Source organism: Stenotrophomonas sp., from assembly GCF_032066555.1.
Taxonomy (GTDB): domain Bacteria; phylum Pseudomonadota; class Gammaproteobacteria; order Xanthomonadales; family Xanthomonadaceae; genus Stenotrophomonas.
Genome location: NZ_DAMBKV010000004.1, coordinates 95,210 through 121,215, shown reverse-complemented (window position 1 = coordinate 121,215; position 26,006 = coordinate 95,210). Strand labels below are relative to the sequence as shown.

27 protein-coding genes and 3 tRNA genes (1 of these 30 cut by a window edge) are annotated in these 26,006 nt (G+C 64.8%); 17 read left to right on the top strand and 13 right to left on the bottom strand.

Annotated features, from left to right (window positions below):
• Positions 1-9: 9 nt before the first annotated feature.
• Positions 10-609 (bottom strand): NfuA family Fe-S biogenesis protein, encoded by a 600-nt coding sequence (locus RT131_RS07305; RefSeq protein WP_313171609.1) that lies wholly within the window; start codon positions 607-609, stop codon positions 10-12.
• An 88-nt stretch (positions 610-697) separates the two neighbouring features.
• On the opposite strand from RT131_RS07305, the gene RT131_RS07300 reads away from it, so the two are divergent.
• From RT131_RS07300 to zupT, 3 genes are read left to right on the top strand one after another with little or no spacing between them, the layout of a single operon-like run.
• Positions 698-1,045 carry a 4a-hydroxytetrahydrobiopterin dehydratase gene (locus RT131_RS07300; protein ID WP_313171607.1) on the top strand — a complete coding sequence of 116 codons (348 nt, stop codon included), beginning with the start codon at positions 698-700 and terminating at the stop codon, positions 1,043-1,045.
• Between the two features lies 1 nt (position 1,046).
• A complete protein-coding gene (locus tag RT131_RS07295) occupies positions 1,047-1,463 on the top strand; it encodes an energy transducer TonB (RefSeq protein ID WP_296252265.1) in 417 nt (138 codons plus the stop codon).
• 20 nt (positions 1,464-1,483) lie between these two features.
• Positions 1,484-2,293, top strand: a complete 810-nt coding sequence (gene zupT, locus RT131_RS07290; RefSeq protein ID WP_313171604.1) for a zinc transporter ZupT — start codon at positions 1,484-1,486, stop codon at positions 2,291-2,293.
• A gap of 186 nt (positions 2,294-2,479) precedes the next feature.
• Here zupT and RT131_RS07285 read toward each other — a convergent pair whose 3' ends face one another.
• Positions 2,480-3,451 (bottom strand): RluA family pseudouridine synthase, encoded by a 972-nt coding sequence (locus RT131_RS07285; protein ID WP_313171602.1) that lies wholly within the window; start codon positions 3,449-3,451, stop codon positions 2,480-2,482.
• Between the two features lie 410 nt (positions 3,452-3,861).
• Between RT131_RS07285 and rne the strand changes: the two genes are divergently transcribed.
• A complete protein-coding gene (gene rne, locus RT131_RS07280) occupies positions 3,862-7,032 on the top strand; it encodes a ribonuclease E (protein ID WP_313171600.1) in 3,171 nt (1,056 codons plus the stop codon).
• A 349-nt stretch (positions 7,033-7,381) separates the two neighbouring features.
• On the opposite strand, the gene RT131_RS07275 is transcribed toward rne, so the two are convergent.
• From RT131_RS07275 to ispG, 3 genes are all read right to left on the bottom strand, one after another.
• On the bottom strand, positions 7,382-8,029 hold the full coding sequence (locus RT131_RS07275; RefSeq protein ID WP_057628229.1) for a response regulator: 648 nt from the start codon (positions 8,027-8,029) through the stop codon (positions 7,382-7,384).
• 317 nt (positions 8,030-8,346) lie between these two features.
• Positions 8,347-9,036 (bottom strand): phosphatase PAP2 family protein, encoded by a 690-nt coding sequence (locus RT131_RS07270; protein ID WP_313171598.1) that lies wholly within the window; start codon positions 9,034-9,036, stop codon positions 8,347-8,349.
• On the bottom strand, positions 9,017-10,282 hold the full coding sequence (gene ispG, locus RT131_RS07265) for a flavodoxin-dependent (E)-4-hydroxy-3-methylbut-2-enyl-diphosphate synthase (RefSeq protein WP_313171596.1): 1,266 nt from the start codon (positions 10,280-10,282) through the stop codon (positions 9,017-9,019). The genes RT131_RS07270 and ispG overlap by 20 nt, the downstream gene beginning before the upstream one ends.
• A gap of 82 nt (positions 10,283-10,364) precedes the next feature.
• Here ispG and RT131_RS07260 point away from each other — a divergent pair, with 82 nt between their 5' ends.
• Positions 10,365-11,591 carry an ATP-binding protein gene (locus RT131_RS07260; protein ID WP_313171594.1) on the top strand — a complete coding sequence of 409 codons (1,227 nt, stop codon included), beginning with the start codon at positions 10,365-10,367 and terminating at the stop codon, positions 11,589-11,591.
• Positions 11,588-12,154 carry a response regulator transcription factor gene (locus RT131_RS07255; RefSeq protein ID WP_313171592.1) on the top strand — a complete coding sequence of 189 codons (567 nt, stop codon included), beginning with the start codon at positions 11,588-11,590 and terminating at the stop codon, positions 12,152-12,154. The genes RT131_RS07260 and RT131_RS07255 overlap by 4 nt, the downstream gene beginning before the upstream one ends.
• Positions 12,155-12,315: 161 nt before the next feature.
• Here the strand turns inward: RT131_RS07255 and pgi are convergent, their stop codons facing one another.
• The 6 genes from pgi to pcnB all read right to left on the bottom strand — a co-directional run bounded on the left by pgi (position 12,316) and on the right by pcnB (position 17,963).
• The gene (gene pgi, locus RT131_RS07250) at positions 12,316-13,827 is read right to left on the bottom strand and encodes a glucose-6-phosphate isomerase (RefSeq protein ID WP_313171590.1); all 1,512 of its coding nucleotides are present in this window, start codon (positions 13,825-13,827) and stop codon (positions 12,316-12,318) included.
• Complete coding sequence (panD, locus tag RT131_RS07245) at positions 13,824-14,204, bottom strand: aspartate 1-decarboxylase (protein WP_282268181.1); 381 nt, start codon at positions 14,202-14,204, stop codon at positions 13,824-13,826. Before panD ends, pgi begins: the two co-directional genes overlap by 4 nt.
• A gap of 195 nt (positions 14,205-14,399) precedes the next feature.
• Entirely contained in the window at positions 14,400-15,242 is an 843-nt protein-coding gene (panC, locus tag RT131_RS07240) for a pantoate--beta-alanine ligase (RefSeq protein WP_313171587.1), read from the bottom strand.
• Positions 15,239-16,054: a 3-methyl-2-oxobutanoate hydroxymethyltransferase gene (panB, locus tag RT131_RS07235; protein ID WP_313171586.1), complete on the bottom strand. Its 816-nt coding sequence runs from the start codon at positions 16,052-16,054 to the stop codon at positions 15,239-15,241. Before panB ends, panC begins: the two co-directional genes overlap by 4 nt.
• A 31-nt stretch (positions 16,055-16,085) precedes the next feature.
• Complete coding sequence (gene folK, locus RT131_RS07230; RefSeq protein WP_313171584.1) at positions 16,086-16,574, bottom strand: 2-amino-4-hydroxy-6-hydroxymethyldihydropteridine diphosphokinase; 489 nt, start codon at positions 16,572-16,574, stop codon at positions 16,086-16,088.
• A 6-nt stretch (positions 16,575-16,580) separates the two neighbouring features.
• The gene (gene pcnB / locus RT131_RS07225) at positions 16,581-17,963 is read right to left on the bottom strand and encodes a polynucleotide adenylyltransferase PcnB (protein ID WP_313171582.1); all 1,383 of its coding nucleotides are present in this window, start codon (positions 17,961-17,963) and stop codon (positions 16,581-16,583) included.
• A 41-nt stretch (positions 17,964-18,004) separates the two neighbouring features.
• Here pcnB and RT131_RS07220 point away from each other — a divergent pair.
• Positions 18,005-18,079, top strand: a tRNA-Glu gene (locus tag RT131_RS07220).
• 182 nt (positions 18,080-18,261) lie between these two features.
• A complete protein-coding gene (fdxA, locus tag RT131_RS07215; RefSeq protein ID WP_054656826.1) occupies positions 18,262-18,585 on the top strand; it encodes a ferredoxin FdxA in 324 nt (107 codons plus the stop codon).
• Between the two features lie 85 nt (positions 18,586-18,670).
• On the opposite strand, the gene RT131_RS07210 is transcribed toward fdxA, so the two are convergent.
• Complete coding sequence (locus tag RT131_RS07210) at positions 18,671-19,186, bottom strand: hypothetical protein (RefSeq protein ID WP_313171581.1); 516 nt, start codon at positions 19,184-19,186, stop codon at positions 18,671-18,673.
• Between the two features lie 32 nt (positions 19,187-19,218).
• Positions 19,219-20,112 (bottom strand): 4-hydroxy-tetrahydrodipicolinate synthase, encoded by an 894-nt coding sequence (dapA, locus tag RT131_RS07205; protein WP_313171580.1) that lies wholly within the window; start codon positions 20,110-20,112, stop codon positions 19,219-19,221.
• Between the two features lie 161 nt (positions 20,113-20,273).
• Here dapA and RT131_RS07200 point away from each other — a divergent pair, with 161 nt between their 5' ends.
• The 9 genes from RT131_RS07200 to RT131_RS07160 form a co-directional block, all read left to right on the top strand.
• Entirely contained in the window at positions 20,274-20,834 is a 561-nt protein-coding gene (locus RT131_RS07200) for a glycine cleavage system protein R (RefSeq protein ID WP_282267597.1), read from the top strand.
• A gap of 77 nt (positions 20,835-20,911) precedes the next feature.
• The gene (locus RT131_RS07195; protein ID WP_313171579.1) at positions 20,912-21,391 is read left to right on the top strand and encodes a peroxiredoxin; all 480 of its coding nucleotides are present in this window, start codon (positions 20,912-20,914) and stop codon (positions 21,389-21,391) included.
• An 82-nt stretch (positions 21,392-21,473) separates the two neighbouring features.
• On the top strand, positions 21,474-22,874 hold the full coding sequence (locus RT131_RS07190; protein WP_313171910.1) for a PhoH family protein: 1,401 nt from the start codon (positions 21,474-21,476) through the stop codon (positions 22,872-22,874).
• Positions 22,875-22,879: 5 nt separating this feature from the next.
• The gene (locus tag RT131_RS07185) at positions 22,880-23,371 is read left to right on the top strand and encodes a hypothetical protein (protein WP_313171908.1); all 492 of its coding nucleotides are present in this window, start codon (positions 22,880-22,882) and stop codon (positions 23,369-23,371) included.
• A 12-nt stretch (positions 23,372-23,383) separates the two neighbouring features.
• The gene (locus RT131_RS07180) at positions 23,384-24,055 is read left to right on the top strand and encodes a YoaK family protein (protein ID WP_313171578.1); all 672 of its coding nucleotides are present in this window, start codon (positions 23,384-23,386) and stop codon (positions 24,053-24,055) included.
• 34 nt (positions 24,056-24,089) lie between these two features.
• Positions 24,090-24,899, top strand: a complete 810-nt coding sequence (gene thiD / locus RT131_RS07175; RefSeq protein WP_313171577.1) for a bifunctional hydroxymethylpyrimidine kinase/phosphomethylpyrimidine kinase — start codon at positions 24,090-24,092, stop codon at positions 24,897-24,899.
• Positions 24,896-25,756 carry an alpha/beta fold hydrolase gene (locus RT131_RS07170; RefSeq protein WP_313171575.1) on the top strand — a complete coding sequence of 287 codons (861 nt, stop codon included), beginning with the start codon at positions 24,896-24,898 and terminating at the stop codon, positions 25,754-25,756. The genes thiD and RT131_RS07170 overlap by 4 nt, the downstream gene beginning before the upstream one ends.
• 65 nt (positions 25,757-25,821) lie before the next feature.
• Positions 25,822-25,898, top strand: a tRNA-Arg gene (locus RT131_RS07165).
• Positions 25,899-25,951: 53 nt separating this feature from the next.
• Positions 25,952-26,006, top strand: a tRNA-Arg gene (locus RT131_RS07160); it runs 122 nt beyond the window's last position.

Genomic DNA, 26,006 nt, shown 5'->3' with positions numbered 1-26,006 from the left:
GGGCGCGGCTCAGCCCGCGCCGTCGCGCGGAATATACGGGGCCTGACCGGTTTCGTGGTCGGTAGCGTCACGCACGGCGGTGATCCCCGGCACCCGGCCCATCAAGGTCTTCTCGATCCCCTGCTTCAAGGTCACATCGGCCATTCCGCAACCGTGGCAGCCACCACCGAAGCGCAGCAGCACAACGCCATCCGCCGACACTTCCTGCACCGCGACGCGGCCGCCGTGCGAGGCAAGCTGCGGGTTGATTTCATTTTCAATCACCCAGCGCACACGCTCGACGATGGAGGCTGCATCACCGGGAGCCTCGCCCTTGATCTTCGGCGCCTTGATGGTCAGCTGCTGGGTGCCGGTGGCCTGGGTGACGAAGTCGATCTCGGCACCATCCAACCACGCCACACTGGTGGCAGCGACATACAAGGTGAAGCCATCGCAGTCCACCGCCCACTCATCACCCAGCAGGTCAGCCGGCTCGGCGAATTCAAGGCGCGCGTCGGCGCTCGGGGTTCCCGGGTCCATCGCGCTCAGGCGCACGCCCATTCCGGGCACGGCCTCGCGTTCGATCAACTTGCGGAAATGCGTTTGGGCGGTATCTGAGATCTGGATCATGCGGGTATTCTAGCCGTGTCTTGGTTGCCACCGATGGGACACTGATTCCAACGGCGGCACAGTTCAGTCACCTGTTATGGAGGTTTGCATGGCCCCTGATCTCATCCCGCTGGCACAAGCACACTGCAGCCCGCGCCGGGGTAGCGAATACCGCCTCGGTCAGGCCCGCGTCGCCGAGCTGCTGCCGCAGGTCCCGGGCTGGGAGCTGGCCGAGAACGGCCAGGCCCTGACCCGTACATTCCGCTTTGACAACTACCACGGCACCATGGCGTTCGTGAACGCTCTGGCCTGGATTGCCCACCGCGAAGACCACCACCCCGATCTGGGCGTGCACTACGACCGCGCCGTTGTGCGCTTTTCCACCCATGATGTGGGTGGCCTGAGCGAGAACGACTTCATCTGTGCCGCCAAGGCATCCGCACTAACGGAGCAATGACATGAAACTGCGTCTGCTGTTCGCTGCATTGGGCACCGTGGCTGCACTGAGCGCCTGCAACTCCTCCGACCAACCGGCCGCGCCGACCGTCGCCCCGACCGAAGTGGCCGCCGTGCAGACCCCGCCACCGGACTACCCGGCCGAACTGGCCTGCACCGGGGTTGGCGGCAAGAGCGTGCTGCGCGTGGTGGTTGGCCCGCAGGGCACGCCTACCGAAGTCTCGCTGGTCACCAGCAGCGGCAACAGCCAGCTGGATGACTCCGCCGCGCGCCGCGTGCGCGAATGGAAGTTCAACCCGGCCACCCGCAACGGCCAGCCGGTGCCCACCACCATCCAGGTACCGGTCAGCTTCAACCCACCGGACCCCAAGCCGAACGAATGCTTCGCTATTGAAGAACGCGCACGCCGCGGTGGCTGAGCCGGCAACGGCTGGCGCGCATGCACGCATTCTCCAGTGACAACCTCTGGCTTGCGTTCAGCCTGACTCTGGCTGCCGGCCTGGCCACGGCCGTCGGCAGCCTGCTGGTCCTGTTCTCCAGGCGCCCCAACCCACGCCTGCTGGCGTTCGGGCTGGCGTTCGCCGGCGGCGCGATGGTCTACGTCTCGCTGTCGGAGATACTGAACAAATCGATCGGCGCATTCACCCAGGCCTATGGCGACCGCCTCGGCTATACCTACGGAACCTTGTGGTTCCTGGGCGGCGTGCTGCTGGTGGTGTTGATCGACCACCTGGTGCCGAACCCGCACGACAGCCTCGACAAGCAGGACCCGGCCTTCCACGACCACAGCCACACCCAGATCCGCCGGGTGGGTCTGCTCAGCGCGATCGCCATCACCGCGCACAACTTCCCCGAAGGCCTGGCGACCTTCTTCGCCACCCTGGAAAGTCCCTCGGTTGGCCTGCCCCTGGCCTTTGCCATTGCCATCCACAACATCCCGGAAGGCATCGCCATCGCTGTCCCGGTGTATCTGGCCACCGGCCGCAAGTCCTATGCCTTCGGTGCCAGCCTGCTATCAGGACTGGCCGAGCCGGTCGGTGCGGCCATCGGTTATTTCCTGCTGGCGGATGCCCTGTCTCCGGCCACGTTCGGCGCGGTGTTCGGGCTGATCGCCGGCATCATGGTGTTTCTGGCATTGGACGAGCTGCTACCCGCCGCCAAGCGCTACGCCCAAGGCCACGAGACCGTTTACGGACTGGTGATCGGCATGGCGACGATTGCGGTGAGCCTGGTGCTGTTCAAGTGGTAGCGAAGCCGGGGCTGATCGGCAACCCGGCCAAGCCTGAAATCGGATCCTTTGTGGGAGCGGCGTAAGCCGCGAAGCCCACACATCGCCAGATGACCGGGATGCAGGGGACCCAAGCAAGGCCAGCTTCGCGGCTTACACCGCTCCCACATCCCTGCATCGCATAGCCCCCATCCCGGCTTCACACCTTCAAAGCTTGTTCAGCGCATCCACCAGATCCGGTGGTAGCGGCGCATTCAATACATAAGGTGTCTTGCCACCGTCCAGCGCAAACTCCAGCGAGGCGGCGTGCAGGAACAAGCGCTTCAGCCCGATCTGCTCACGAAAGCGCTTGTTCACTGCAGGATCGCCGTATTTATCGTCACCAGCGACCGGATGGCCGATGTGCTGGGCATGCACGCGGATCTGGTGGGTACGCCCGGTTTCAATCCGGACTTCGCAGTAGGACTGCCCGCCGCGACGCTCCAACACCTTGAAATGACTCAGCGACGGCTTGCCGATCGCATTCACCTGAACATGGCGCTCACCGCCCTGGCGCAGACCGACGTGCAGCGGGGCGTCCACACTCATCACGCCGTCGGGCATGCGCCCGGCCAGCAGGGTCAGGTAGCGCTTCTGGATGCCGCCATGGTCTTCACGCAGCAAGGCCTGCAGCTCGACCAGGGCCGACCGCTTCTTGGCCAGGATCAGCAAGCCGGAAGTGTCCCGGTCCAGCCGGTGCACCAGCTCCAGGTTCATGTTCGGCCGCAGCGCACGCATGGTCTCGATCGCACCGTGACTGATACCGCTGCCACCATGGCTGGCGACACCAGTCGGCTTGTTGATCACCAACAGCTTGGCATCCTCGAAGACGATGGCCTCTTCCATGCGCTGCAGGAAGCTGCTCGGCGGCGGCGCCTTGTCTCCAAACTCATTGAGATTGACTGGCGGGATGCGTACCTCTTCCCCGCCCTCCAGCTTGCGGTCAGCCTTGGCCCGGCCCCCATTCACCCGGACCTGGCCACTACGGACCAACTTGTAGACCAGGCTGCGTGGCGCGCCCTTCAACTGACCCAACAAAAAGTTGTCCAATCGCTGTCCTGCCCTGTCTTCGGGCACTTTGATCATGCGCACACTGCTCTTGGCGGCGGGCGCTGCTTGGGGCTTGTCGGAATCAGTCATCGGCCTATTTATTCTGCTACACTCGGGGGGCGATATAAGGGTTTGATTTCGTTGGAAGTTGGTCAGGGCCAGAAGCCCCGCTCCCTACGGATCCGGCACAGTGCGCGGCCACCGCCCCCGGGGCGGCCATGTTAGCGGCTCGTCGGCGTTCCCGGCCATCGCCGGATGCCAAAAAGCATCCGTGCTGGACGAAACCCATGTCCCGCGCGACGCCATCGGCTCCGGCCGCGGGCGGACGCCGGCCCTGAAACACCTAAAACAAGAAAGAAGCGCTCCCGCGGCCTGCCGTGGTGTCGTAGCGCTGGAAACCCAAGCCGCCCTGCCCGCGCCTGCGCGAATGGGCGGCGAACCGTGTCCAGAGGCGAAACCCCATGGCGTTCCGCGCGGTAGCAGCGCGCGAGGAACGCACAATGAAGCGAATGCTGATCAATGCCACGCAGGCTGAAGAACTGCGCGTGGCCATCGTCGACGGGCAGAACCTGTACGACATCGACATCGAACAGCCGTCGAAGGAACAGAAGAAGTCCAACATCTACAAGGGCCGCATCACCCGCCTGGAGCCGTCGCTCGAGGCTGCCTTTGTCGAGTACGGCGGTGACCGCCATGGCTTCCTGCCGTTGAAGGAAATCTCCCGCGACTATTTCCAGGCGGGCGTGGACCACAACAAGGCCAGCATCAAGGAACTCCTGCGCGAAGGCCAGGAAATCGTCGTCCAGGTCGACAAGGAAGAACGTGGCAACAAGGGCGCCGCCCTGACCACCTTCATCTCGCTGGCCGGCCGCTACATGGTGCTGATGCCCAACTCCCCCTCTGCCGGCGGCGTTTCCCGTCGCATCGAGGGCGAAGACCGCGCCGCGCTGAAGGAAGCGCTGGACAAGCTGAATATCCCCGACGACATGGGCGTGATCATCCGCACCGCTGGCGTCGGCCGCGATGCCGAAGAGCTGCAGTGGGATCTGGACTACCTGTTGCAGGTCTGGCGCTCGATCGCCGAAGCCGCACTGACCAAGCCGGCCCCGTTCCTGATCTACCAGGAATCGCGCCTGATCGTGCGCGCCCTGCGCGACTACCTGCGCTCTGACGTCGGCGAGATCCTGGTCGACACCGAAGAGCTGTACGAGACCGCACGCGACTTCATGCAGCAGGTGATGCCGCAGACCCTGCGCAAGCTCAAGCACTACAAGGACGACATCCCGCTGTTCAACCGCTTCCAGATCGAATCGCAGATCGAGGCGATCTACGAGCGCAACGTGCGCCTGCCGTCCGGCGGCTCGATCGTGGTTGACCAGACCGAAGCGCTGACCGCGGTCGACGTCAACTCGGCCCGCTCCACCAAGGGCAGCGACATCGAAGACACCGCCTTCCAGACCAACCTGGAAGCCGCCGAAGAAGTCGCCCGCCAGCTGCGCCTGCGCGACCTGGGCGGCCTGGTGGTCATCGACTTCATCGACATGTCCTCCAGCAAGCACCAGCGCGAAGTCGAAAACCGCCTGCAGAATGCACTGAAGTACGACCGTGCCCGCGTCCAGCTGGGCCGCATCTCGCGCTTCGGCCTGATGGAAATGAGCCGCCAGCGCCTGCGTCCGAGCTTGGGCGAGTCCAGCCAGATCGTCTGCCCGCGTTGTGACGGCCAGGGCCGCATGCGCAGCATCGAATCGCTGTCGCTGTCCATCATCCGCGTTGCCGAAGAGCATGCGATGAAGGAAAACACCGGACAGGTGCTGGTCCAGGCCCCGGTCGAGATCGCCAACTACCTGCTCAACGAGAAGCGCGGCGCCCTGCGGGAAATCGAGCAGCGCCACGATGCGCCCATCGTCATCGTCGCCGACGAGCAGTTGCACACCCCACACTACGAAGTCACGCGCCTGCGCGACAACGAGTTGGGTGAAGAGTCGAACAAGCCCAGCTACCAGCGCGGCACCCCGCGCAAGCTGCCGGTGCATGCCCTGACCAAGGCCCAGCTGAACATCCCGCCGGCACCGGCAGTGACCCACGTCAAGCACAGCCAGCCGGCCCCCGTGCGCGAAGTGGTCGAAGCCCCCCCAGCACCGGCACCGGTCGCTGCACCTGCAGCCCCGGCCGCTGGCGGCGTGATGGGCTGGCTCAAGCGCGTGTTCGGCGGCGAGCCGGCACCGGCAGCACAGCCGGCCCAGCCGCAGCAGCGCCAGGACAACGGTCGCAACAACCGCAACGAACGTGGCAACCAGCGTCGTGACGGCCGTAACGGCCAGCAGGGTCGCGGCGGCAATGGCAATGCAAATGCGGGCGGCAACGCCAACGGCAATCGCCGTGACGAGCAGCGCCGCGAAGATCGCCGCCAGAACGCTGACAAGCCGCAGCAGCAGAGCCAGCAGCAGGCGCAGAACAACGCCCAGCAGCAGCCCAAGCAGCAGCGCAATGAGCAGCAGCGTGGCGATCAGACCCAGCAGCAGGCCAAGCAGCAGCGCAACAACGAGCAGCAGCAGGGCAAGCAGCCCAAGCAGCCGAAGCAGCCCAAGCCGCAGCAGGATGCCGACAAGCAGGCCCAGCAGCAGAACGTGCAGGGCGACAAGCCCGCACGCCAGCATCAGGCCCAGCCGGAGGCCGCTCGAGCGCCTGCCCCGGTCGTCGCAACGCCGGTCGTTGCCGCAGCCACCATCGTTGCCACCGAAGCCGTCGCCAGTGCCGATCCGGTGCTGAAGGACAACAGCGTGGCCGCCGAGATCGCCAAGCCGGCGGTCGTCTCCGACGAGCAGCCCGCAACGGCTGTCGTCGATGAGAACGGCGTGCCTGCAGCCGGTGAAGAAGCTGCCGGTGAAGCCGGTGGTCGTCGTCGTCGCGGTCGCCGCGGTGGTCGTCGTCGTCGTCGCGGCAACGGTGAAGGCACTGCCGGCACCGAGAACCAGGGCGGTGACGAGGACGCGCTGGACGCTTTTGATGACGCCGATGGCGAAATCGGTGACGCACCGACCAAGGCCGCCAGCAGCCAGCCCGAGTTCGAGTTCGATGACGAGCCCGCTACCCCGGCCGCACCCGTGTCCGCTCCGGTAGCAGCAGCCAAACCGGTTGCTGCGGCGCCCGCGCAGGCTGCCGCAGCTGCTGTTGCCGCAGCACCTGCCGCTGCCATCGAAGCAGCTGCGTCGGCACCGGTTGCTGAAGCCGTTGTCGCAGCAAGTGCACCGACCCCAGCCGCACACGTCGAAGTGGCAGCTGCCGCTGAGCCGGTAGTCGTCAAGGCCGAGCAGGCGATCAGCCCCGTGGTGGAAACCGTCGCTGAAGCAGTCGTCGCAGCGCCGGTGGTCGCCACAGTGGAAGCGTCCGTGGCTGCCCCGGAAGTTGCCAGCGCACCGGCAGCGGCTGAACCGGTCGCAGCGGTAGTTGCACGGCCTGCAGCACCGGAGAACGGGCAGCTGTTCGCCCAGGCCCCGACTGTTGAAGAAACTGCTGAAAAGCCGGTAGTCGAGACTGCAGCGCCAACCGCCGTGGTCGCACCGACGCCTGTCGTTGTCGCTCCTGCCGCAGACGCGGAAAGCGTCGCAGCCGAAGCGAATGCCGAGGCCGAGGCCGAGAAGCAGGAAGACGATCAGCCGCGCAGCGTCTGATCCGACCAAGCAGCTTGAAAGCAGAAAGCGGCCTTAGGGCCGCTTTCTGCTTTTCTGGGCCACGCAATCACAGCGACGAAGGTCCCCCCCGTTGCAGGAGCGGCGTAAGCCGCGAAGCAAGCAGATCATCAGATGGCGCAGGCGTCTGCCGCTTCAGTGGTGCCAACTTCGCGGTTCACACCGCTCCCACAAACAGACGGTCGCCAAATCATTGCCAGCAAGATCGAATCGCATGCGACTGTCGCGCGCTCAAACAAAAGGAGCACAGCGTGATCGCTGTGCTCCTTTTGCTCGGGCTGCAGTTGAAGGGCGCTGTTCCGCAGAGCGATGCCTGCCAGAACCCCTGGACTCAGATCGCCCTGGTCGGATCACCCACGCCGTACTGCGCGGCGAGCCGGGCCAGCGCGATATTGTCCTGCACCCCCAGCTTCTGGAACAGACGTGCCTTGTGGGTGTTCACGGTCTTGGCACTAAGGCTCAAGCGGCGTGCGATCTCTTCCTGGCGATGCCCCTGGATCAGCAGCAGCGCCACCTCCAATTCACGTGGAGAGAGCAGATCGAAAGGCGACGCGCCCCCTTCAAGATTGGACAACGCCAGGTTCTGCGCGATGCTGGTGGCCAGATAGCGCTTGCCGATGGCGACGTCATGGATGGCGCGGATCAACTCCTTCGAATCGCCGCCCTTGCCCACGTAACCGGATGCACCGGCCTCGAGCAGGCGCTTGGGCATCGGCCCATCCTCAAGTACCGAGACGATGATCACACGGGTACCGTGATCCCCTTTGACGATGCGTTCGGTGATTTCCAGCCCACTCAGTCCCGGCAGATGCAGATCGCAAAGCACGACGTCCGGCTTCAGACGGCGGATCTGCGGCAGGGCGATATCGCCGCTGTCTGCTTCGCCGATGACTTCAATCCCGGTTTGCCCCGAAAGAATCATCCGAATGCCCGTACGCACTAAGGCGTGGTCATCGATAAGAAAAACACTGATGGTCATGAAGGATTCCTCGCGGCGAGGTGATAGTTGAAGCCTTGGGCGCGGCAAAATCCGAGCATGCGAGGCGACGGCCCTCCCCCGTCCCCTCATGGCAAGGCCATGCGTATTATCAAGCAGAAGTGGCCCATCTGGGCTCTATCGGACACCCGCTCGCAGGAAATGTGTCTGTGGCTTTGAGCATCAGGATGATGCGGTTTATGCGCCTGCGGCGGGCGAGTTCACTATGCCGCTGGGGCCAATACTGTATCCATCAGGTCAATTCGTCCAATGACTTAGGACTTCTCTTACGCTTTCGACAATCCCGATTGCAGTACGCCTCACGGCGTGGGCAAGGACCAGCGCCGGCGAAACATCACCGTATACACACCTGTTACCCAGATCATTGCAGCACACCAGCCGCCGAGGATATCCGAGGGATAGTGCACGCCCAGGTACACCCGTGACAGCCCGACCGAAACGACAAAACCACTGACCAACGCCACCACGGGCCAGCGCCAACGCGTGCGCCAGGTCAGGAACACCAGAGTCAATGCCAGCGTCATCGAGCCCATCGCATGCCCGCTGGGAAAGCTGAACGTGCTTTCCGGTGCAATCGACTCCCACAGGCTGGGGCGCTCACGCTGGAAAATCTGCTTGCTGCCCAGGTTCAACAGCGCCGAGCCGATGAATGCCGTCGCCGCGAATGCAGCCTTGCGCCAGCGCCGACGCAGCAGCAGCGCTGCGACGATCAGGATGTCCACGGGGATGACGCCCCACTGATAGCCGAGCTTGGACATCAGCACGAAGAAGCCGTTCAAGGCGGGGCTCGCCATCGCATGCATCCGCAGCAGCAAGGCTGCGTCGAAATGGAACGCCTCGGCCTCGTGGATCTCGTCGGCCAGCGTCACGAAGCCCGCCAGCGGCAGCAGCACACCGATGAACAGCACCACCAGCCGCCACGCATTGTGGGCGAGCCAGCGGCGCAGACCGGCTGCTTCGCTCCGGGAATCAACCGGAGCTTCGTGCATACCGGGTCTCGACATAGTCATCGATCAGCGCGACGAAATCGTGGGCGATGTTCTCGCCACGCAGGGTGACTTTTTTCTCACCGTCGACAAAAACCGGCGCAGCCGGGGTTTCACCGGTGCCCGGCAGGGAGATGCCGATATTGGCGTGTCGCGATTCGCCCGGGCCGTTGACGATACAGCCCATCACCGCAAGCGTCATGTTCTCTGCGCCGGGGTGGCTGACGCGCCACACCGGCATTTTTTCGCGTACGTGGTTCTGCACCACCTTGGCCAGCTCCTGGAAGAACTCGGAGGTGGTCCGCCCGCAGCCCGGGCAGGCCGTGACCATCGGCGTGAAAGCACGCTGCCCGGTGGTCTGCAGCAGCTCCTGGGCAACGATGACTTCCTGCGTGCGCGACTGGCCGGGCTCCGGCGTCAGAGAGATGCGAATGGTGTCGCCGATACCTTCCTGCAGCAACACGGCCAACGCCGCCGAGGAGGCGACAATACCCTTGCTGCCGATGCCGGCTTCGGTCAGGCCCAGATGCAGGGCGAAGTCCGAGCGCTGCGCCAGATCGCGATACACCGCAATCAGTTCCTGCACGCCGCTGACCTTGGCCGACAACACGATGCGATCGCGCGGCAGGCCCAGCTCAACCGCGGTCTCGGCCGAATCCAGCGCCGAACGGATCAGGGCTTCACGCAATACACGTCCCGCATCCCAGGGCTGGGCACGCTGGCTGTTCTCGTCCATCAGCCTGGCGGCCAGGGCCTGGTCCAGCGAACCCCAGTTGGCGCCAATGCGCACCGGCTTGTTGTACCTGATGGCGAATTCGATCAGCTGCGCGAACTGGGTGTCCTTCTTCTTGCCGAAGCCGACATTGCCCGGGTTGATGCGGTACTTGGCCAACGCCTCGGCACAGGCCGGTTCACCGCTCAGCAGCTGGTGGCCGTTGTAATGGAAGTCGCCGATCAGCGGCACGTCGATACCCATCATCGCCAGCTTCTCGACGATGCGCGGGATCGCCGCGGCCGACTCGGGTGTATTGACGGTCAGTCGCACCATCTCCGAGCCGGCGCGCCAAAGCTCGGCCACCTGCTTGACGCTGGCAGCCACGTCGGCGGTATCGGTATTGGTCATCGACTGCACGACCACGGGATTCCCACCGCCCACCTTGACGCCGCCGATAGCGACGGACTGGGTGATGCGACGGGGCCACGCGGTTGCGTCGGTGGGCGGGGTTGGGCGGGTCACGGCGTCATGCATGGCCCATTTTAGCGCGCCTGCCGCCTGTACGGCATGAACCTTGGTTTGCATGGTAGCCACCGCGACAGCATACGATTACGCCATGGAAACCCGAGACACCTCTTTTCTGCGCACGCTGTGCAGCCTGCGCTGGCTGGCCACCGCCGGCCAGGCCGCCACCATCCTGGTGGCCACCTGGCTGCTGGGGCTGGAGCTGTCCCAGCAGCCGCTATGGGCCGGCGTCGCCGTACTGGCCTTGTTCAACCTGTACGTGCAGCTGCGCGTCCACGACAGCGATCCCGCCCCCGTCACGGCTTTCGGCCACATCCTGGTGGACGTCACCGTGCTGACCTGGATGGTGGGCTGGAGCGGCGGCATCGCCAATCCCTTCGGCTCGCTGTTCCTGATCCTGATCGCGCTGGCCGCGCTGGCACTGCCACTACGCTGGACCCACGCCGTGGCCGCCGCCTGCGTTGGCGGCTATGCGCTGAGTGCAGTGTTCGGACTTCCGCTGAAAGGCGGCTACTTCGACACGATGAGCCTGCACCTGTGGGGTGCCGCCGCCAATTTCCTGCTTTCCAGTGTGGTGGTGCTGGTCTTCTCCACACGCCTGGCCGCCGCTCTGCGTGAACGCGAGAACCAACTGGCCATGCTGCGCGAACGCTTCGTCCGCAATGAAGGCATCGTCGCCCTGGCCACGCATGCCGCCTCCGTTGCCCATGAGCTCAATACACCGCTGGCGACGATGACCCTGCTCACCGATGACATCGTCGAGCAGGGCGCCGCCACCCCGGAAATCCGTGATGACCTGGAAACCCTGCGCGAACTGCTGGTGCAGTGCCGGGAAAAGGTACTTGCCCTGGCCGCGCCGGCCCAAGGCGCCGACAGTCGCGCGCCGGTGTCCATCGCCAGCGTGCTCGAACAATGGCGGCTGGTACGCCCGACCATCCAACTGCGGCGCAACCCCGACGCGCCATTGCAGCTCAAGCTGGACCCCGGAATCGGCCACCTGCTGCAGGTCCTGCTCAACAATGCCGCCGATGCCGGCGAACACGCCGGACGCGCGCAGATCGACCTGGATCTCCGCATCCACGAAGGCCAGTTGTATGGCGAGGTCCGCGATTACGGCCCGGGCTTCAACGCCAATGACGCGGCCTTGCCCGGCACCTTGTTCAACAGCGGCAAAAGCAGCGGCATGGGTGTCGGCCTGGCGCTGTCGCATGCCACCATTGAACGCCTGCACGGCGAGTTGTGGATGCGCCCGGCCGAAGGCCAGGGAGCACGCGTCGGCTTTCGCCTGCCGTTGAACACTATCGAGGTAAGCCCATGAATGCTCCTGCCACCCACGGCCTGCTGGTCGATGACGACCCGCTCTATCTGCGCACCCTGCAGCGCACCCTGGCCCGCCGTGGCATAGAAGCGATCACCGCTACCGACATTTCCAGCGCCCTGCAGTTGGCCACGCAGACACCACCGGCGTTTGCGCTGATCGACCTCAAGCTGGGCAGCGAATCCGGCTTGAACCTGATCCAGCCGCTGCGCGAACTGCGCCAGGACATGCGCATCCTGCTGGTCACCGGCTATGCCTCCATCGCCACCGCGGTGGAAGCGATCAAGCTCGGCGCGGATGACTACCTGCCGAAGCCGGCAACGGTGCAGATGATCCTGCGCGCGCTTGGCGAGGAGGACGAGGGCGGCGAGGAGCCGGAGGATGTTGAACCGCCGGACGCGATGACGCCAATCAGCCGCCTGCAGTGGGAGCACATCCAGCAGGCGCTGCATGAAACCGGCGGCAATGTGTCCGCAGCCGCGCGATTGCTGGGCATGCACCGGCGCTCATTGCAGCGCAAGTTGACCAAACGGCCCAGCCCGGAACGCGACCCGAACCGCTGACCCTGCTTCCTGTAGTGCCGAGCCATGCTCGGCAAGGGCCTGCACCAGCAATGCGAAGGGCTTACCCCTCCCCAACCCTCCCCTTGCCTTCGGCAAAGGGAGGGAGCATGAAAAAGCCGCGCATCTCTGCGCGGCTTTTTTTTGCGGGCAACAATCCGCTATCAGCGCAATCGCGCCAACAGCTCCCGGGTCATCGGATCAGCAATTTCCACCGCCTCGCCCTGCACGGCCGGCAACAACTGGCTGGCCAGCTGCTTGCCCAGTTCGACACCGAACTGATCAAAGGCGTTGATGTCCCAGATCAGCGACTGCACGTACACCGCGTGCTCATACATCGCGATCAGGGCACCCAGCGACTGCGGGGTCAACGCGTCCAGCAGGATCATCGTGCTCGGGCGACCGCCCGGATACTGGCGATGCGGGTCTTCGCTGTCCTGGCCGTTGGCCAAGGCTTCGGTCTGCGCCAGCAGGTTGGCCAACAAGGCCTGGTGGTTGATTTCATAGGGATCGTCATTGTGCACGCAGCCGATGAAATCGGCCGGCACGATGCTGGTGCCCTGGTGCAGCGCCTGGAAGAAGCTGTGCTGCACGTCGGTACCGGCACCACCCCACCACACCGACACCGTATCGCCATCGACCGGGCTGCCGTCGCGCTTGACCCGCTTGCCCAGGCTTTCCATCACCAGTTGCTGCAGATAGGCCGGCAACAGCGCCATGCGCTGGTCGTAGGTCATCACTGCATGCGTGGCGTAGCCCAGCACATTGCGGTTCCAGATATCGGTCAGCGCATGCAGCACCGGCAGGTTGCTGGCCAACGGTGCACTGGCCGCATGCGCGTCCATCTGCGCAGCGCCTTCCAGCAGCTGGCCGAAGCGCTCGAAGCCGATTGCCAAGGCGATCGGGAAGCCGACTGCCGACCACAGCGAATAACGACCGCCCACCCAGTCCCACATCGGCAGCACGCGCTCGGCGGCGATGTCGAAGGCCTTGGCGGCGCGTTCGGGGTTGGCACTGACGGCGTACAGGCGCTCACTGCCGCCCAGCCAGTCGCAGAGGATGCGGCCGTTGAGCAGGGTTTCCTGGGTGCCGAAGGTCTTGGAGATCAGGATGCCGGCGGTGGTCGCCGGGTCCAGCGTCGCCAGGGTGCGCTGCATTGCCGCGCCGTCGACGTTGGAAACGAAATGCACACGGAAGCGCGCACCCGCCACTGGACGCAAGGCGTCAGCCACCAGACGCGGGCCCAGATCCGAACCACCAATGCCAACACTGACGATATCGGTGACGTTGCTGGCTTCCAGCGCCTTGATCAAGCCACCCATCTGCGCCTGCACAGCAACTGCTTCAGCACGCGCAGCCACCGCAAACGGCGCATCACTGGCATCGCCGCGCAATGCGCTGTGCAGCACCGCGCGATCCTCGGTGTGGTTGATTTTCTGGCCAGCGAACAGGCGCTGGAAACCGCCGGCGACATCACGCGCGGCGGCCAGTTCCAGCAGGGCATCCAAGGCCGCGCGGTCGTATTTCTGCCGCGCGAAGTTCACATACAACGGACCGACTTTCAGCGCCAGGCGCTGCACCCGGTCAGGCTCTGCGGCCATCAGCGAGGGAATGCCGGTGCCCTGCAGACGCTGGGCGTGGGCGTGCAATACGTCGAATCCGTTGTTGGTGATCATGCGGCCTGTGTGGGGATGCTGTCGTTGGTGTGGGAAATGCGGTTGTCGCCGTCAACGTAGACAAGCTTGGGCTTGAACGTACTGGCTTCTTCTTCGCTCATGCCGGCGAAGGCAGCGATGATGATGATGTCGCCCACCTGCACGTGGCGCGCAGCGCCGCCGTTGAGCGAGATCACGCCGCTGCCGGCTTCGGCCCGCAGTGCATAGGTGGTGAAACGGGCACCGTTGGTCACGTCCCAGATGTGCACCTGTTCGAATTCGCGGATGCCGGTCGCCTGCAGCAGGTTGTCGTCGATCGCGATGGAGCCTTCGTAGTTCAGCTCCGAATGGGTGACGGTGGCGCGGTGAATCTTGGTCTTGAGCAGGGAGAGTTGCATGACAATGCCGAAACTGCGTGAGAAAGAGCGCAGTCTAGCACCGGCGCGCGCCCTTGCCCGCACCGCAACATGACCTTTCCAGCGGTGCCTGCGCCGATACAGCAATGGCGCCACGAGGGCGCCATTGGCTGTCATCCGGGAGCCTGTCGACGGACAGCTGAAGTCCGCCGGCTGCCCTGTTCAGAACCCGCGGCTTCAGAACTCGATGTTGTCGATCAGGCGGGTCGTGCCCAGCTTGGCCGCCACCAGTGCCACCCGGGCACCTTCATGGCTGGCGCCTGGTTCACTCAGGTCGGGCATGCGCACCACCGCGTAGTCCACCAGGTAGCCAGCCGCCTGAAGCTGTTGCGCGGCGTGCTGCTCCACCACCGCACGCTCGGTGCCGCCCAGGTAGGCATCACGCGCGGCCAACAGCACCTTGCGGATCACCGTGGCCTGCGGCCGTACATCGGCAGTCAGGTACTGGTTGCGCGAGCTCATCGCCAGGCCATCGGCCTCGCGCACGATCTCGCCACCGACGATCTGGATCGGGAATGCCAGGTCCACCACCATCTGCTGGATGACCGCCAACTGCTGGTAATCCTTGCGCCCGAATGCGGCCACGTCCGGCTGCACCTGGTTGAACAGACGGCTGACCACCGTGCACACGCCATCGAAGTGGCCGGGACGATGCGCCCCCTCCAGCAGCGAGCTCACACCCGGCACATGCACCTTGGCGGCCAGGTCCACGCCAAACGGGTACATGGATTCGACCGTAGGCAGCCAAAGCACGTCACAGCCAGCCTGTTCCAGCCCGCTGGTATCTGCTTCAGGCGTACGCGGGTAGCGGGTGAAATCCTCGTTCGGCCCGAACTGGGTCGGGTTCACGAAGACACTGGAGACCACCCGGTCAGCATGCTGGCGGGCAAGCTTCACCAGCGAGTAATGACCGGCATGCAGGTTGCCCATGGTCGGCACCAGCGCCACGCGCAGGCCCTCGCGCTTCCAGCCGCTGACAATGGCGCGCAGCCGGGAAAGTTCGGTAACGGTTTCGATCATGATGCGTAGGCGTGTTCTGCGTCGGGGAAGATGCCGGCGCGCACGGCGTCGGCATAGGCACGGACGGCACCAGCCACCGAGCCACCTTCGGCAAGGAAATCCTTGACGAACTTGGGACGCCGGTGGCCGCTGTCCAGACCGAGGAAATCATGCAGCACCAGCACCTGTCCGTCGCAATCCGGACCGGCGCCAATACCGATGGTGGGAATCGTGATTTCGGCGGTGACGCGGCCGGCAATCGGGGTCGGCACGCATTCCAGCACCAGCAGACTGGCGCCCGCCTCGGCCACGGCCTTGGCATCGTCCAGCAGCTGCCTGGCCGCGTCACCACGGCCCTGCACGCGGTAACCGCCCAGGCGCAACACCGACTGCGGGGTCAGGCCCAGGTGCGAACAGACCGGGATTTCGCGCTCGACCAGGTGGCGGATGATGTCCAGCTTGAAGCCGGCACCTTCGATCTTGACCATCTCCGCGCCGGCCTGCAGCAGCTTGAGCGAGGCATCCAGCGCGCGCTCTGCAGTGGCGTCGGCGCCGAACGGCAGGTCGGAGATCAGCAGCGCGCGCTCAAGAACGCCAGCGACCGCACGGGTGTGATAGACCATGTCGTCAACGCTGACCGGCAGCGTCGAGTCGTGCCCCTGCACCACCATGCCCAGCGAATCGCCGACCAGGATCAGGTCCACGCCATTGGCGTCGAAGGCACGGGCAAAGCCGGCGTCGTAAGCGGTCAACATGACCAGCTTCTGGCCATTGCGCTTGGCCTCGGCCAAAGCGGGGACGGTCCAGGGCTTGCTATCTGCGTGTGTGCTCATGTGGTCATAACGGTGGCTTATGAGCCGACCATTATCCCCCTATCGGGTCGATACCGCAGGTATTGATGCCTACCAATACGTCCCGCACTGTTCCATGGCCCGGGATAAGGGCCTCTGGCGCCACGTCCGCCAGCGGCAGCAGGGCGAAGCCGCGCTGGTGCAGGAAGGGATGTGGCACCTGCAGCTGCGGCAGGTCAATCACCTCTTCGGCATACAAGAGCAGGTCCAGGTCCAGCAACCTTGGCCCCCAGTGCTGGCCCGGCTCGCGCACCCGCCCGAACTGCTGCTCGATCGCCAGCAGCTGCTCCAACAGCTGCGGCGCCGGCAGATCGGTCTGCAGCGCCACGGCGGCATTGACGAAATCCGGCTGCGCCTCGTTGCCCCAGGCCGGCGTGCGATACAGGCGCGAGCTGGCCAGCAGCTGCACGCCCGGCAGCTGCGCCAACACCTGGATTGCCGAACGCAGGGTGGCAGGCGCGTCCCCAAGGTTCGCGCCCAGCCCGATACACGCTACAACCATCGTTGCCTACTCGCCCGCCGCCGCGCTGCCACCACCAGGACGGCGACGACGGCGTCGGCGACGCGGGGCCACCCCTTCCTCCGTCTCGCCATCGGCATGCACCGAATCCAGACCAACGCCTGCTTCGTGCCCGGCCTCGGCCTGTGCCGCGCGCCAGAACGCGATGTCTTCCTGGTGTTCGCTGGAAGCGGCCTGGCGCAGGGCCAGGAAATCGAACGCAGCACGGAAGCGCGGGTGGCTCAGGGTACGCAACACGCGCTTGCGCTGGCGGCTGCTGAAGCGCGACTGCAGCAACCAGATTTCCTGCATGGGCAGCGAGAAGCGCCGCGGCAACGCGATCGTGCTCAACTGATGCAGGGTCACCCGGTCGGCCGCACGGCGCTGCGCCTCTTCCGGCGCCAGCCCCTGCTTCTGCAGGCCAATCAGCGCGCGGCAGAAGGCAGGCCACAGCAGCAATGCGAACAGGAAGGCCGGCGACACCGGCTCCTCGTTGGCGACACGCTCGTCGGTATTGCGCAGACCTTCGATCAGGATGCGGCGCAGCGCGCCGCTGCGGTTGCTCTTCAGCGCTGCCGCACTTTCCGGGAACAGCACCGCCAGCAGGCCGTAACGCTCCAGTCCCTCGAAGCTGGCCACGCCATGCCCGGACAGGAACAGCTTGAGCACCTCCTCGAACAGGCGGGCCGGCGCAGCCTCGCCCAGCAGGGATGCCAGGCGCGGGATCGGCTCGGCGGTAGCCGCGTCGATCTCGAAGTTGAGCTTGGCTGCCAACCGCACCGCGCGCAGCATGCGCACCGGATCTTCGCGGTAGCGCTGTTCGGGATCGCCGATCAGTTTCATCCGGCGTTCCAATACGTCTTCGAAGCCACCGGTGTAGTCACGCACCGAGAAATCCTCGATGGCGTAATACAGGGCGTTGCAGGTGAAGTCGCGGCGGACCGCATCGTCCTCGATGGTGCCGTAGACGTTGTCACGGACCAGCATGCCGTTCTCGACCTCGCGATCACCGCTGCCGTCATCACTGTTGGCGCGGAACGTCGCCACTTCGATGATCTCGCGGCCAAACACCACATGGGCGAGGCGGAAGCGGCGCCCGATGAGGCGGCAGTTGCGGAACAACTGCTTGACCTGCTCCGGGGTGGCATCGGTGGCCACGTCGAAATCCTTGGGGCGCCCACCTACCAGCAGGTCACGGACGGCCCCACCTACAAGGTAGGCGCCGAAGCCGGATTCGCGCAGACGGTAGAGCACCCGCAGCGCATTGGGACTGATATCCCGGCGCGAGATGGTGTGCTGGTCGCGCGGGATCACGCGGACGGTGAACGGCGTTGTAACTATGGAATTGATGTTGGCGCTTCCAGTTGGGTTTACGGGATTGCCGAGCGGCAACCAGATGCATATACTAGCGCGCTCGCCAGACGCGACCAAACGCTCCCTTCGTCTAGTGGTTAGGACGTGGCCCTCTCAAGGCTAAAACAGGGGTTCGAGTCCCCTAGGGAGCGCCAACTCCGTCTGCGAAACCAAAAAGCCCCGCCCAGCGGGGTTTTTTGCTTTGTGCACCAGCCGGCACCCCAAGGCGCTGGCTCCGGCACGTCTCATTGGGCCCGCCGCCAAGGCCAATGAGAATGCCCCCGCCCACCCCCTGCATCCTGATCTAGAATTGCAGGGTTCAAAGCCGGACCCCGCCATGCCTTTTGTCGTTACCGAAAACTGCATCAAGTGCAAACACACCGATTGCGTCGAAGTCTGCCCCGTGGATTGCTTCCACGAAGGCCCCAACTTCCTGGTGATCGACCCTGACGAATGCATCGATTGCACCCTGTGCGAACCCGAATGCCCGGTCAACGCCATCTTCCCCGAGGACGATGTGCCGGCCGGCCAGGAAGGATTTGTCGCGCTCAACGCCGAACTGGCCAAGGCCTGGCCGGTACTGACCGTACGCAAGGATCCGCCGGCCGATGCGGCCGAGTGGGACGGCAAGCCAGACAAGCTGAAGCTGCTGGAACGCTGAGCCGCCGTATAGCCAGCCAACCGCCAGCCAATGAAAAGGGCGCCTGCTTACGCAGGCGCCCTTTTTTGTTCCCAAGCCGCCGCTATCAACCCGCCAGCTTGGCCTTCAGCGCGGCGATCAGCTTGGTCGCTGCGGCATCGGTCGCCGGCATGCCACGCGGATCCACCGCCGACACATAGGCACCGGCATCCACCGCCACTACGCGGACCAGGAAGTTGCTGCCTTCGTAGGCCACATCGTAGGAGCCCAGCAGCTGCGCACGGCTGGCGATGGTCAGGCCTTCAACGCCGGCAAGCGCATCACCGACCTTGCCAAACACCTCATCGCGGCCACCACTGACAGTGAAGCCACTCTGCGACGACGCCACGGTCGCTGCCGAAGCCGGTGCCGGCTTGGCCGCCGACGCCAGGGCCGGGATCGGCGCCGAGCCAGCGGTGTTGGGCAGGTTCAGATCCGGCGGCACTTCCAGCGGGCGCGCCTCCGGGGCCAGCGCATAGTCACCACGCGCACCGCGCTTGAAGAAACAGCCTGAGGTCGCCACGGCGGTAACCACGCCCAGCAGCACCAGCGAGAACACGCGAACGGTAGAGGTTTGACGCATGGGTGAATCTCCAGAGTTCAAAGGCCGCCGGATCAGCGGCTGGATAGTTCTTCCAACGCACCCACGTCAGCAGCCAGATGATCGGCATGTGCGTGGTACGGCGCGGAAAGCGGAAGCAGCGGCAGGCGCAGCCCGTGGCCGATGCCAATGCGCTGCAGCAGCGCCTTGACCGGAATGGGGTTGGACTCGACACCGCAGAAATCGTGATAGGGCTGCAGACGGGCGTCCCAGGCCTCCGCCGCCTCGTGCTGGCCGGCACGGGCCAGGTCACACATAGTGCGGTAAGCGCCCGGCAGCACGTTGGAGCCCACCGAGATCAGGCCGTCGGCACCCGACAGCAAGGAACGGGCGGCCGAGCCATCGTCACCACTGAGAATGGCAAAGCTGTCGCTGCGCAGCTCCAGCAGGGCTTTCAGGCGGGTGGTATCACCCACCGCCTCCTTGATGCCAATGATGTTCGGATGCCCGGCCAGCTCAGCGACGGTCTCCGGCAGCAGGTCGCAACCGGTGCGCCCGGGCACGTTGTACAGCACCACCGGCAGGCCACCCTGCTCGGCGACCGCCAGATAGTGTTGGCGCAACCCCTCCTGGGTGGGCCGCACATACGGCGGCGTGACCACCAGCGCATGGGTGGCGCCATTGGCCGCCGCGCGTTTGGTCAGCGCAATCGTCCTGGCGGTGCCGGACAGGCCGGTGCCGGCCAGCACCGGCACCTTGCCACCGAAGGCGGCAACGGCGCTGCGCAGCAAACCATCGTATTCATCGTCAGACAGGGTCGAGGCTTCGCCGGTCGAACCGGCTACCACGACACCCTGGACGCCGCCCTTGAGCTGCTGCGCCAACAGGCGCTGCCAGCCGTCAGGATCGAGTGCGCCGTCAGCCTTGAAAGGCGTCGCCAACGCGGTGATGAGACCAGATATGGACAAAGGGTCAGTCGCTCTTCGTGGGGGTAGAGAAGCCCGCCGGGCGGCGGGTTCGTGACCGAAAGCATGTTACTTGCCGGTCGAAAGCACGGGCAAGTATGCTGGACACCAGCGAACAGCCCCCAAATGGCGTTGTTCAGACTCATCTAGCACCCGGAACCACCTTGACCGACACCACGCCGCGGCCGCTGCCGACCGAAAACCACCTCCTGATCAACGCCTATACGACGCATCCGGAGTCCCCCCTGCTGTCCGTTACCCGTCGTATCGCCGACAGCGGCTGCAACCTGGTCGATGCCCGCCTGTCCACGGTTGGCCGCGATGTCTCGGTGACCACCCTGGCCACCGGCTCCTGGGATGCCGTCGCCAAGCTCGAAGCCATGCTGACCCGGCTTGAGCGCGAAGAGAACCTGAAACTGGTCTGGTATCGCACCGCTGCCAAGCAGGCGCAGTCCAACCTGCTGCCGTATATCGTGGAAGTGGTTGCCGCCGACAAGCCGGGCATCCTGTTCCAGCTGGCCGACTTCTTCGACCGCCAGGGCATCACCATCGAGAACCTGCAGAGCACCCGTTACCAGGCCATGCAGACCGGTGCGGAAATGTTCTCTGCGCAGATCACCATTGGCGTACCCTCCAACATGCACATCGCCGCCCTGCGCGACGATTTCCTCGAGTTCTGCGACCACCTCAACCTGGACGCGATCATGGACCCGATGAAGTTCTGAAATTCGCGCGCCCATCACAGGCGCGCGGCGTTTCATGCAATTGCAACCGAACACCCCCAGGCTCCGGAAAGGATCTGATGAACATCGGCGATACCCTGGACCGAACCACCCTCACCCTGCCACTGGCCCTGTCCGGCGGCACCACTACCAGCCTCGGCGAACTGGCCGGCCAATGGCTGGTGTTGTACTTCTACCCGAAGGACAGCACCCCCGGCTGCACCACCGAAGGCCTGGATTTCAACGCACTGCTACCCAGGTTCAAACGTGCAGGTGCGCAGGTGTTCGGCGTCTCCCGCGACTCACTGAAGTCGCACGACAACTTCTGCGCCAAGCAGGGCTTCAAGTTCCCGTTGATCAGCGACAGCGATGAAGCACTGTGCAGTGCCTTCGACGTGATCAAGATGAAGAACATGTACGGCAAGCAGGTGCGCGGCATCGAACGCAGCACCTTCCTGATCTCGCCCGATAGCCAGCTCGTGCAGGAATGGCGCAAGGTCAAGGTCGCCGGCCATGCCGATGCCGTGCTCGACGCACTGAAGGCCGCTCAAACCAAGTGACCCACCTCCTGTTCCAACCCACCCCATCGCCCTGCCTTGCAGGTGCGATGGCGTGACCCTGTCCCGCCACCAGGAATCGACGATGACCCGAGGCAAGCGCATCTACGTACTGGATACCAACGTGCTGATGCACGATCCGACCGCGCTGTTCAAATTCGAGGAACACGATGTCTACCTGCCCATGCAGGTGATCGAGGAGCTGGACAACGGCAAGAAGGGCACCACCGAAGCGAGCCGCAATGCCCGCCAGGTGAGCCGCTTCCTCAACGAGCTGATCGAACAGGCCGGCATCGGCAGTGTGCAGAACGGCGTGCCGCTGGCCCGCCCCAAGGGCCTGCAGCTGCGCGGCGCGCAGAGCGCCGGCAACCTCTACTTCCAGACCAGCCATTTCGAGGCCGGCAAGAGCTTTGGCAAGGTGATCCCGGACAACGCCATCCTCGGCGCGATCCTGGCACTGAAGGAAGAACACCCGGAAACCCCGGTGGTGTTCATCTCCAAGGACATCAACCTGCGGATCAAGGCCGCCATCGCCGGCATCGACTCGGAGGACTACGAGAACGACCGCGCGCTGGACGATTTCAGCCTGCTCTACACCGGCGCCACCGTGCTGCCGGAGGATTTCTGGAAGAAGCACAGCGAAAGCCTGCGCAGCTGGAGCGACAAGGGCCGCACCAGCTACGAGATCCAGGCCGCCGACGACGAGGACTGGCATCCCAACCAGTACGCCTACCTGGCCGGCGATGACGAAGTGGAGCTCAAGGTCAGCAAGGTCGAGGGCGATGGCCGCATCACCTTGTCGGTGGTCAACGACTTCCGCCACGGCTCGCATTCGGTGTGGGGCATCACCGCGCGCAACCGCGAGCAGAACTTCGCCCTCAATGCGCTGATGGACCCGGAAATCGACTTCGTCACCCTGCTCGGCACCGCCGGCACCGGCAAGACCCTGCTGGCCCTGGCCGCCGGTCTGGCGCAGACCATGGATACCCAGCGTTACCGCGAGATCATCATGACCCGCGCCACGGTCAGCGTCGGCGAGGACATCGGCTTCCTGCCCGGCACCGAAGAAGAAAAGATGACGCCGTGGATGGGCGCCCTCACCGACAACCTGGAAGTGCTCACCCACAACCAGGACGGCGGTGCCTGGGGCCGCGCAGCCACCAATGACCTGCTGGCCAGCCGCATCAAGATCCGTTCGCTGAACTTCATGCGCGGCCGCACCTTCCTGTCACGCTACCTGATCCTGGACGAGGCACAGAACCTCACCCCGAAGCAGATGAAGACCCTGATCACCCGCGCCGGCCCCGGCACCAAGATCGTCTGCCTGGGCAACGTCGAGCAGATCGACACGCCCTACCTCACCGAAACCACGTCCGGCCTCACCTATGCGGTGGACCGTTTCAAGAATTGGCCGCACAGTGCACACATCACACTGCGCCGGGGCGAACGCTCGCGTCTGGCCGATTATGCTTCGGAGGTCCTGTGAAACATCTGCGCACACTGTCCCTGCTGGCTGCGACAACACTTGCGTTGGCAGCCTGCACGCCGTCGAACACGCGCCCCGGCAGCGTGCCGACGGCGGTCAAGACCGGACAGTCCTGGGTCGTCACCCGCCCCGTGGTCGCCGCGCAGGTGCTGGACACCTGCTCGCGCGACAGCCCCGCCAAGCACGCCGGTGAAGTCACCGGCTATTGGGCACCCAGCCGCGCCGATATCGACGCGCTGGAGAGCCGGCTGGCACAACTGCAGCCCAGCATTGCCGAGCCGGCACTGTCCGGCCGCCAGTACGTGGGCTTCGAGTCCAGCGGCAAGCGCCTGATCTACATCAACGCCTTCACCCTGCCCGACCACAGCGACATCAACCCGGCCCGCGAGGCGATCCGTGTCTGCGATGGCGGCGCGCAGTTCTGGGGCGCGGTGTACGACCCACAAGCCGGCACGTTCTCCAGCATCGAGCGCAACGGCGCGCTGTCCAAGCCCTGATCCGGCGTCGGCATGAAGGTCCGCCTGCCCACCTGGGTCTGGATTGGCGCCATCGTGCTGTCCTGCGTGGCCGGCATCGTCAATGTTGTCGGCTTCCTGGGGTTTGAGCACCAGGCCGTCAGCCACCTCACCGGCAGCACCAGCCAGCTCGGCATCGCCCTTGCGCATGCCGACTGGCGCGCGGTCGGCCACCTCTGGGGCCTGCTGATCGCCTTTGCCCTTGGTGCAGTGTTCAGTGGACTGATCATCCAGGACAGCACCCTGCAGCTTGGTCGGCGCTATGGCATCGCACTGGCCCTGGAATCGGCCTTGTTGCTGCTGGCCATCCCGCTGTTCAAACAGCAGCAGATCTGGGGCGCACTGGCCGCTGCCATGGCCTGCGGGCTGCAGAACGCCATGGTTACCACCTTCAGCGGTGCCGTGGTCCGCACCACCCACCTGAGCGGCATGTTCACCGACCTGGGAATCGGCCTGGGTCACCTGCTGCGCGGCCTGCCGGTGCCGATGCACCGGCTGACCCTGAATGGCCTGATCATCAGTGGCTTCCTGGCCGGCGGCATACTCGGTGCCTGGCTGTTCGCGCGCTGGCAGTACGATGCTCTACTGGTCCCAGCCGTACTGACCGGACTGAGCGGCCTGGGCTACGTGCTGTACCGCCAATGGGCAGTGCGCCGGCAAGCCTGAGGCAGACGAAGGACAAACCCTGCACAATCACCGCATGAGTCCTTCAACACCTGTTTCCGCCCTTACCATCGCCGGCTCCGACTCCGGCGGTGGCGCCGGCATCCAAGCCGATCTCAAGGCCTTTGCCGCACACCGCGTGCATGGCCTGTCAGCGATCGCCGCGCTCACCGCACAGCACACCCGCGGCGTCACAGCCGTGCACGTGCCACCGCTGCCGTTCCTGCAGGCGCAGCTGGACGCCTGCTTCGACGACTTCGACATCCATGCGGTCAAGCTCGGCATGCTCGCCAACGCCGACGTGATCCACCTGGTTGCCGATGTCCTGGAGCAGCGCTGCCCCACCCATATCGTGCTCGATCCGGTGATGGTCGCCACCAGCGGCGCCAAACTGCTGGAGGACAACGCACTACGCGCCATGCGCCAACGTCTGCTGCCCTTGGCCACCCTGCTGACCCCGAATACACCTGAAGCAGAACTGCTGCTTGGTCGCAGCATCAACAATGGCGATGAGGCTGAAGACGCAGCTGCCGCGCTGATCGAGATGGGTGCTGGCGCAGTGCTGCTCAAAGGCGGCCATCTGCTGGAAGGCAACCGCGTCATTGACCGTTATTTCGATGGCGTCAGCCGCGAAGAATTCAGCCACAGCCGGCTACCGGTGGATGCGCATGGCACCGGTTGCACACTGGCTTCGGCGATCGCTGCGCAGCTTTGCTGCGGACTGTCGCTGGCCAACGCCTGCGAAGCAGCCATCGACTACGTCGCGCGCGGCCTGCAGGGCGGCTACCACCCCGGCCGCAGCGAAGTGATGGTGCTCGATCACTTCGGCGCGGCGCGTCCGGCATGAGCGCAGACACGACGGCGCATGAGACATCGGCGCTGCAGGTCAGCAGCGCCGATGGCCACCGTTTCGAACTGCTGGCCTACCTGCCCGCACAACCCCGCGCCTGCCTGCTGTGGCTGCCAGCGCTGGGCGTGGCAGCGCGCCATTACCAGGCGTTCGCCGAAGCGCTCGCCGTCCACGACATTGCCGTGTTCCTGCACGAATGGCGCGGCAATGGCAGCAGCAGCTTGCGCCCGGATCGCAGCCACGATTGGGGTTACAGGGAGCTGCTGCAACTCGACCTTCCTGCCGCCGAAGCGGCCGTACATGCCACCCTGCCCGGCCTGCCGTTCCGGCTTGGCGGACATAGCCTCGGCGGCCAGCTCAGCTGCTGCTACGCCGGCCAGCGCGATGCCGGGCTCGACGCCTTGTGGCTGGTCGCCAGCGGCACGCCTTGGTGGCGCAGCTTTCCGCCACCGCGCGGCTGGCTGCTACCGCTGGCCTATCGTTTCCTGCCCTGGCTCGCACAACGCAATGGCACCCTGCCCGGCCGACGCGTCGGTTTCGGTGGTACCGAGGCACGTGGCTTGATACGCGACTGGGCGCGCGTGGGCCTCAGCAACCACTATGCGGCACAGGGAATGCCGATCGATCTTGAAGCAGGCATGCGCCGTATCAGCGCACCGACGCGCGCCGTGGTGCTGGACAATGATTGGCTGGCGCCGGTCAGTTCGATGCAACAACTGCTGGCCAAGCTTCCAGCGTCGGCACACCGCCTGAAAGTATTGTCATCACGCGAATTGGGTGCACGTGCCGACCACTTTCATTGGATGAAATCACCACAGAACGTGGCTTCGGCACTGATTCATCCCGAAGATTAAGAAATTTTCACAAAACCGTTGACGCAAACATCTCAAATCCGCATAATCTCGCTCCTGGCAACGACGCGCTCGTAGCTCAGTTGGATAGAGTACCTGGCTACGAACCAGGTGGTCGGGAGTTCGAATCTCTCCGAGCGCACCATGTCAGAACGCAGATTCAATCTGCACCGCTTCAAACTACAACAGCAATGTTGAGCGCTCGTAGCTCAGTTGGATAGAGTACCTGGCTACGAACCAGGTGGTCGGGAGT

Excerpts from the sequence above, each read along its gene's own strand:
- RT131_RS07295 (WP_296252265.1), top strand. The coding sequence starts at position 1,047 with ATGAAACTGCGTCTGCTGTTCGCTGCATTGGGCACCGTGGCTGCACTG.
- thiD (WP_313171577.1), top strand. The coding sequence starts at position 24,090 with ATGAGTCCTTCAACACCTGTTTCCGCCCTTACCATCGCCGGCTCCGAC.
- RT131_RS07300 (WP_313171607.1), top strand. The coding sequence starts at position 698 with ATGGCCCCTGATCTCATCCCGCTGGCACAAGCACACTGCAGCCCGCGC.
- folK (WP_313171584.1), bottom strand. The coding sequence starts at position 16,574 with ATGGTTGTAGCGTGTATCGGGCTGGGCGCGAACCTTGGGGACGCGCCT.
- RT131_RS07195 (WP_313171579.1), top strand. The coding sequence starts at position 20,912 with ATGAACATCGGCGATACCCTGGACCGAACCACCCTCACCCTGCCACTG.
- RT131_RS07285 (WP_313171602.1), bottom strand. The coding sequence starts at position 3,451 with ATGACTGATTCCGACAAGCCCCAAGCAGCGCCCGCCGCCAAGAGCAGT.
- fdxA (WP_054656826.1), top strand. The coding sequence starts at position 18,262 with ATGCCTTTTGTCGTTACCGAAAACTGCATCAAGTGCAAACACACCGAT.
- pgi (WP_313171590.1), bottom strand. The coding sequence starts at position 13,827 with ATGATCACCAACAACGGATTCGACGTATTGCACGCCCACGCCCAGCGT.
- rne (WP_313171600.1), top strand. The coding sequence starts at position 3,862 with ATGAAGCGAATGCTGATCAATGCCACGCAGGCTGAAGAACTGCGCGTG.
- panB (WP_313171586.1), bottom strand. The coding sequence starts at position 16,054 with ATGAGCACACACGCAGATAGCAAGCCCTGGACCGTCCCCGCTTTGGCC.
- RT131_RS07275 (WP_057628229.1), bottom strand. The coding sequence starts at position 8,029 with ATGACCATCAGTGTTTTTCTTATCGATGACCACGCCTTAGTGCGTACG.
- ispG (WP_313171596.1), bottom strand. The coding sequence starts at position 10,282 with ATGCATGACGCCGTGACCCGCCCAACCCCGCCCACCGACGCAACCGCG.
- panC (WP_313171587.1), bottom strand. The coding sequence starts at position 15,242 with ATGATCGAAACCGTTACCGAACTTTCCCGGCTGCGCGCCATTGTCAGC.
- RT131_RS07260 (WP_313171594.1), top strand. The coding sequence starts at position 10,365 with ATGGAAACCCGAGACACCTCTTTTCTGCGCACGCTGTGCAGCCTGCGC.
- RT131_RS07270 (WP_313171598.1), bottom strand. The coding sequence starts at position 9,036 with ATGCACGAAGCTCCGGTTGATTCCCGGAGCGAAGCAGCCGGTCTGCGC.
- RT131_RS07190 (WP_313171910.1), top strand. The coding sequence starts at position 21,474 with ATGACCCGAGGCAAGCGCATCTACGTACTGGATACCAACGTGCTGATG.
- RT131_RS07170 (WP_313171575.1), top strand. The coding sequence starts at position 24,896 with ATGAGCGCAGACACGACGGCGCATGAGACATCGGCGCTGCAGGTCAGC.
- RT131_RS07180 (WP_313171578.1), top strand. The coding sequence starts at position 23,384 with ATGAAGGTCCGCCTGCCCACCTGGGTCTGGATTGGCGCCATCGTGCTG.
- RT131_RS07255 (WP_313171592.1), top strand. The coding sequence starts at position 11,588 with ATGAATGCTCCTGCCACCCACGGCCTGCTGGTCGATGACGACCCGCTC.
- RT131_RS07305 (WP_313171609.1), bottom strand. The coding sequence starts at position 609 with ATGATCCAGATCTCAGATACCGCCCAAACGCATTTCCGCAAGTTGATC.
- panD (WP_282268181.1), bottom strand. The coding sequence starts at position 14,204 with ATGCAACTCTCCCTGCTCAAGACCAAGATTCACCGCGCCACCGTCACC.
- RT131_RS07210 (WP_313171581.1), bottom strand. The coding sequence starts at position 19,186 with ATGCGTCAAACCTCTACCGTTCGCGTGTTCTCGCTGGTGCTGCTGGGC.
- zupT (WP_313171604.1), top strand. The coding sequence starts at position 1,484 with ATGCACGCATTCTCCAGTGACAACCTCTGGCTTGCGTTCAGCCTGACT.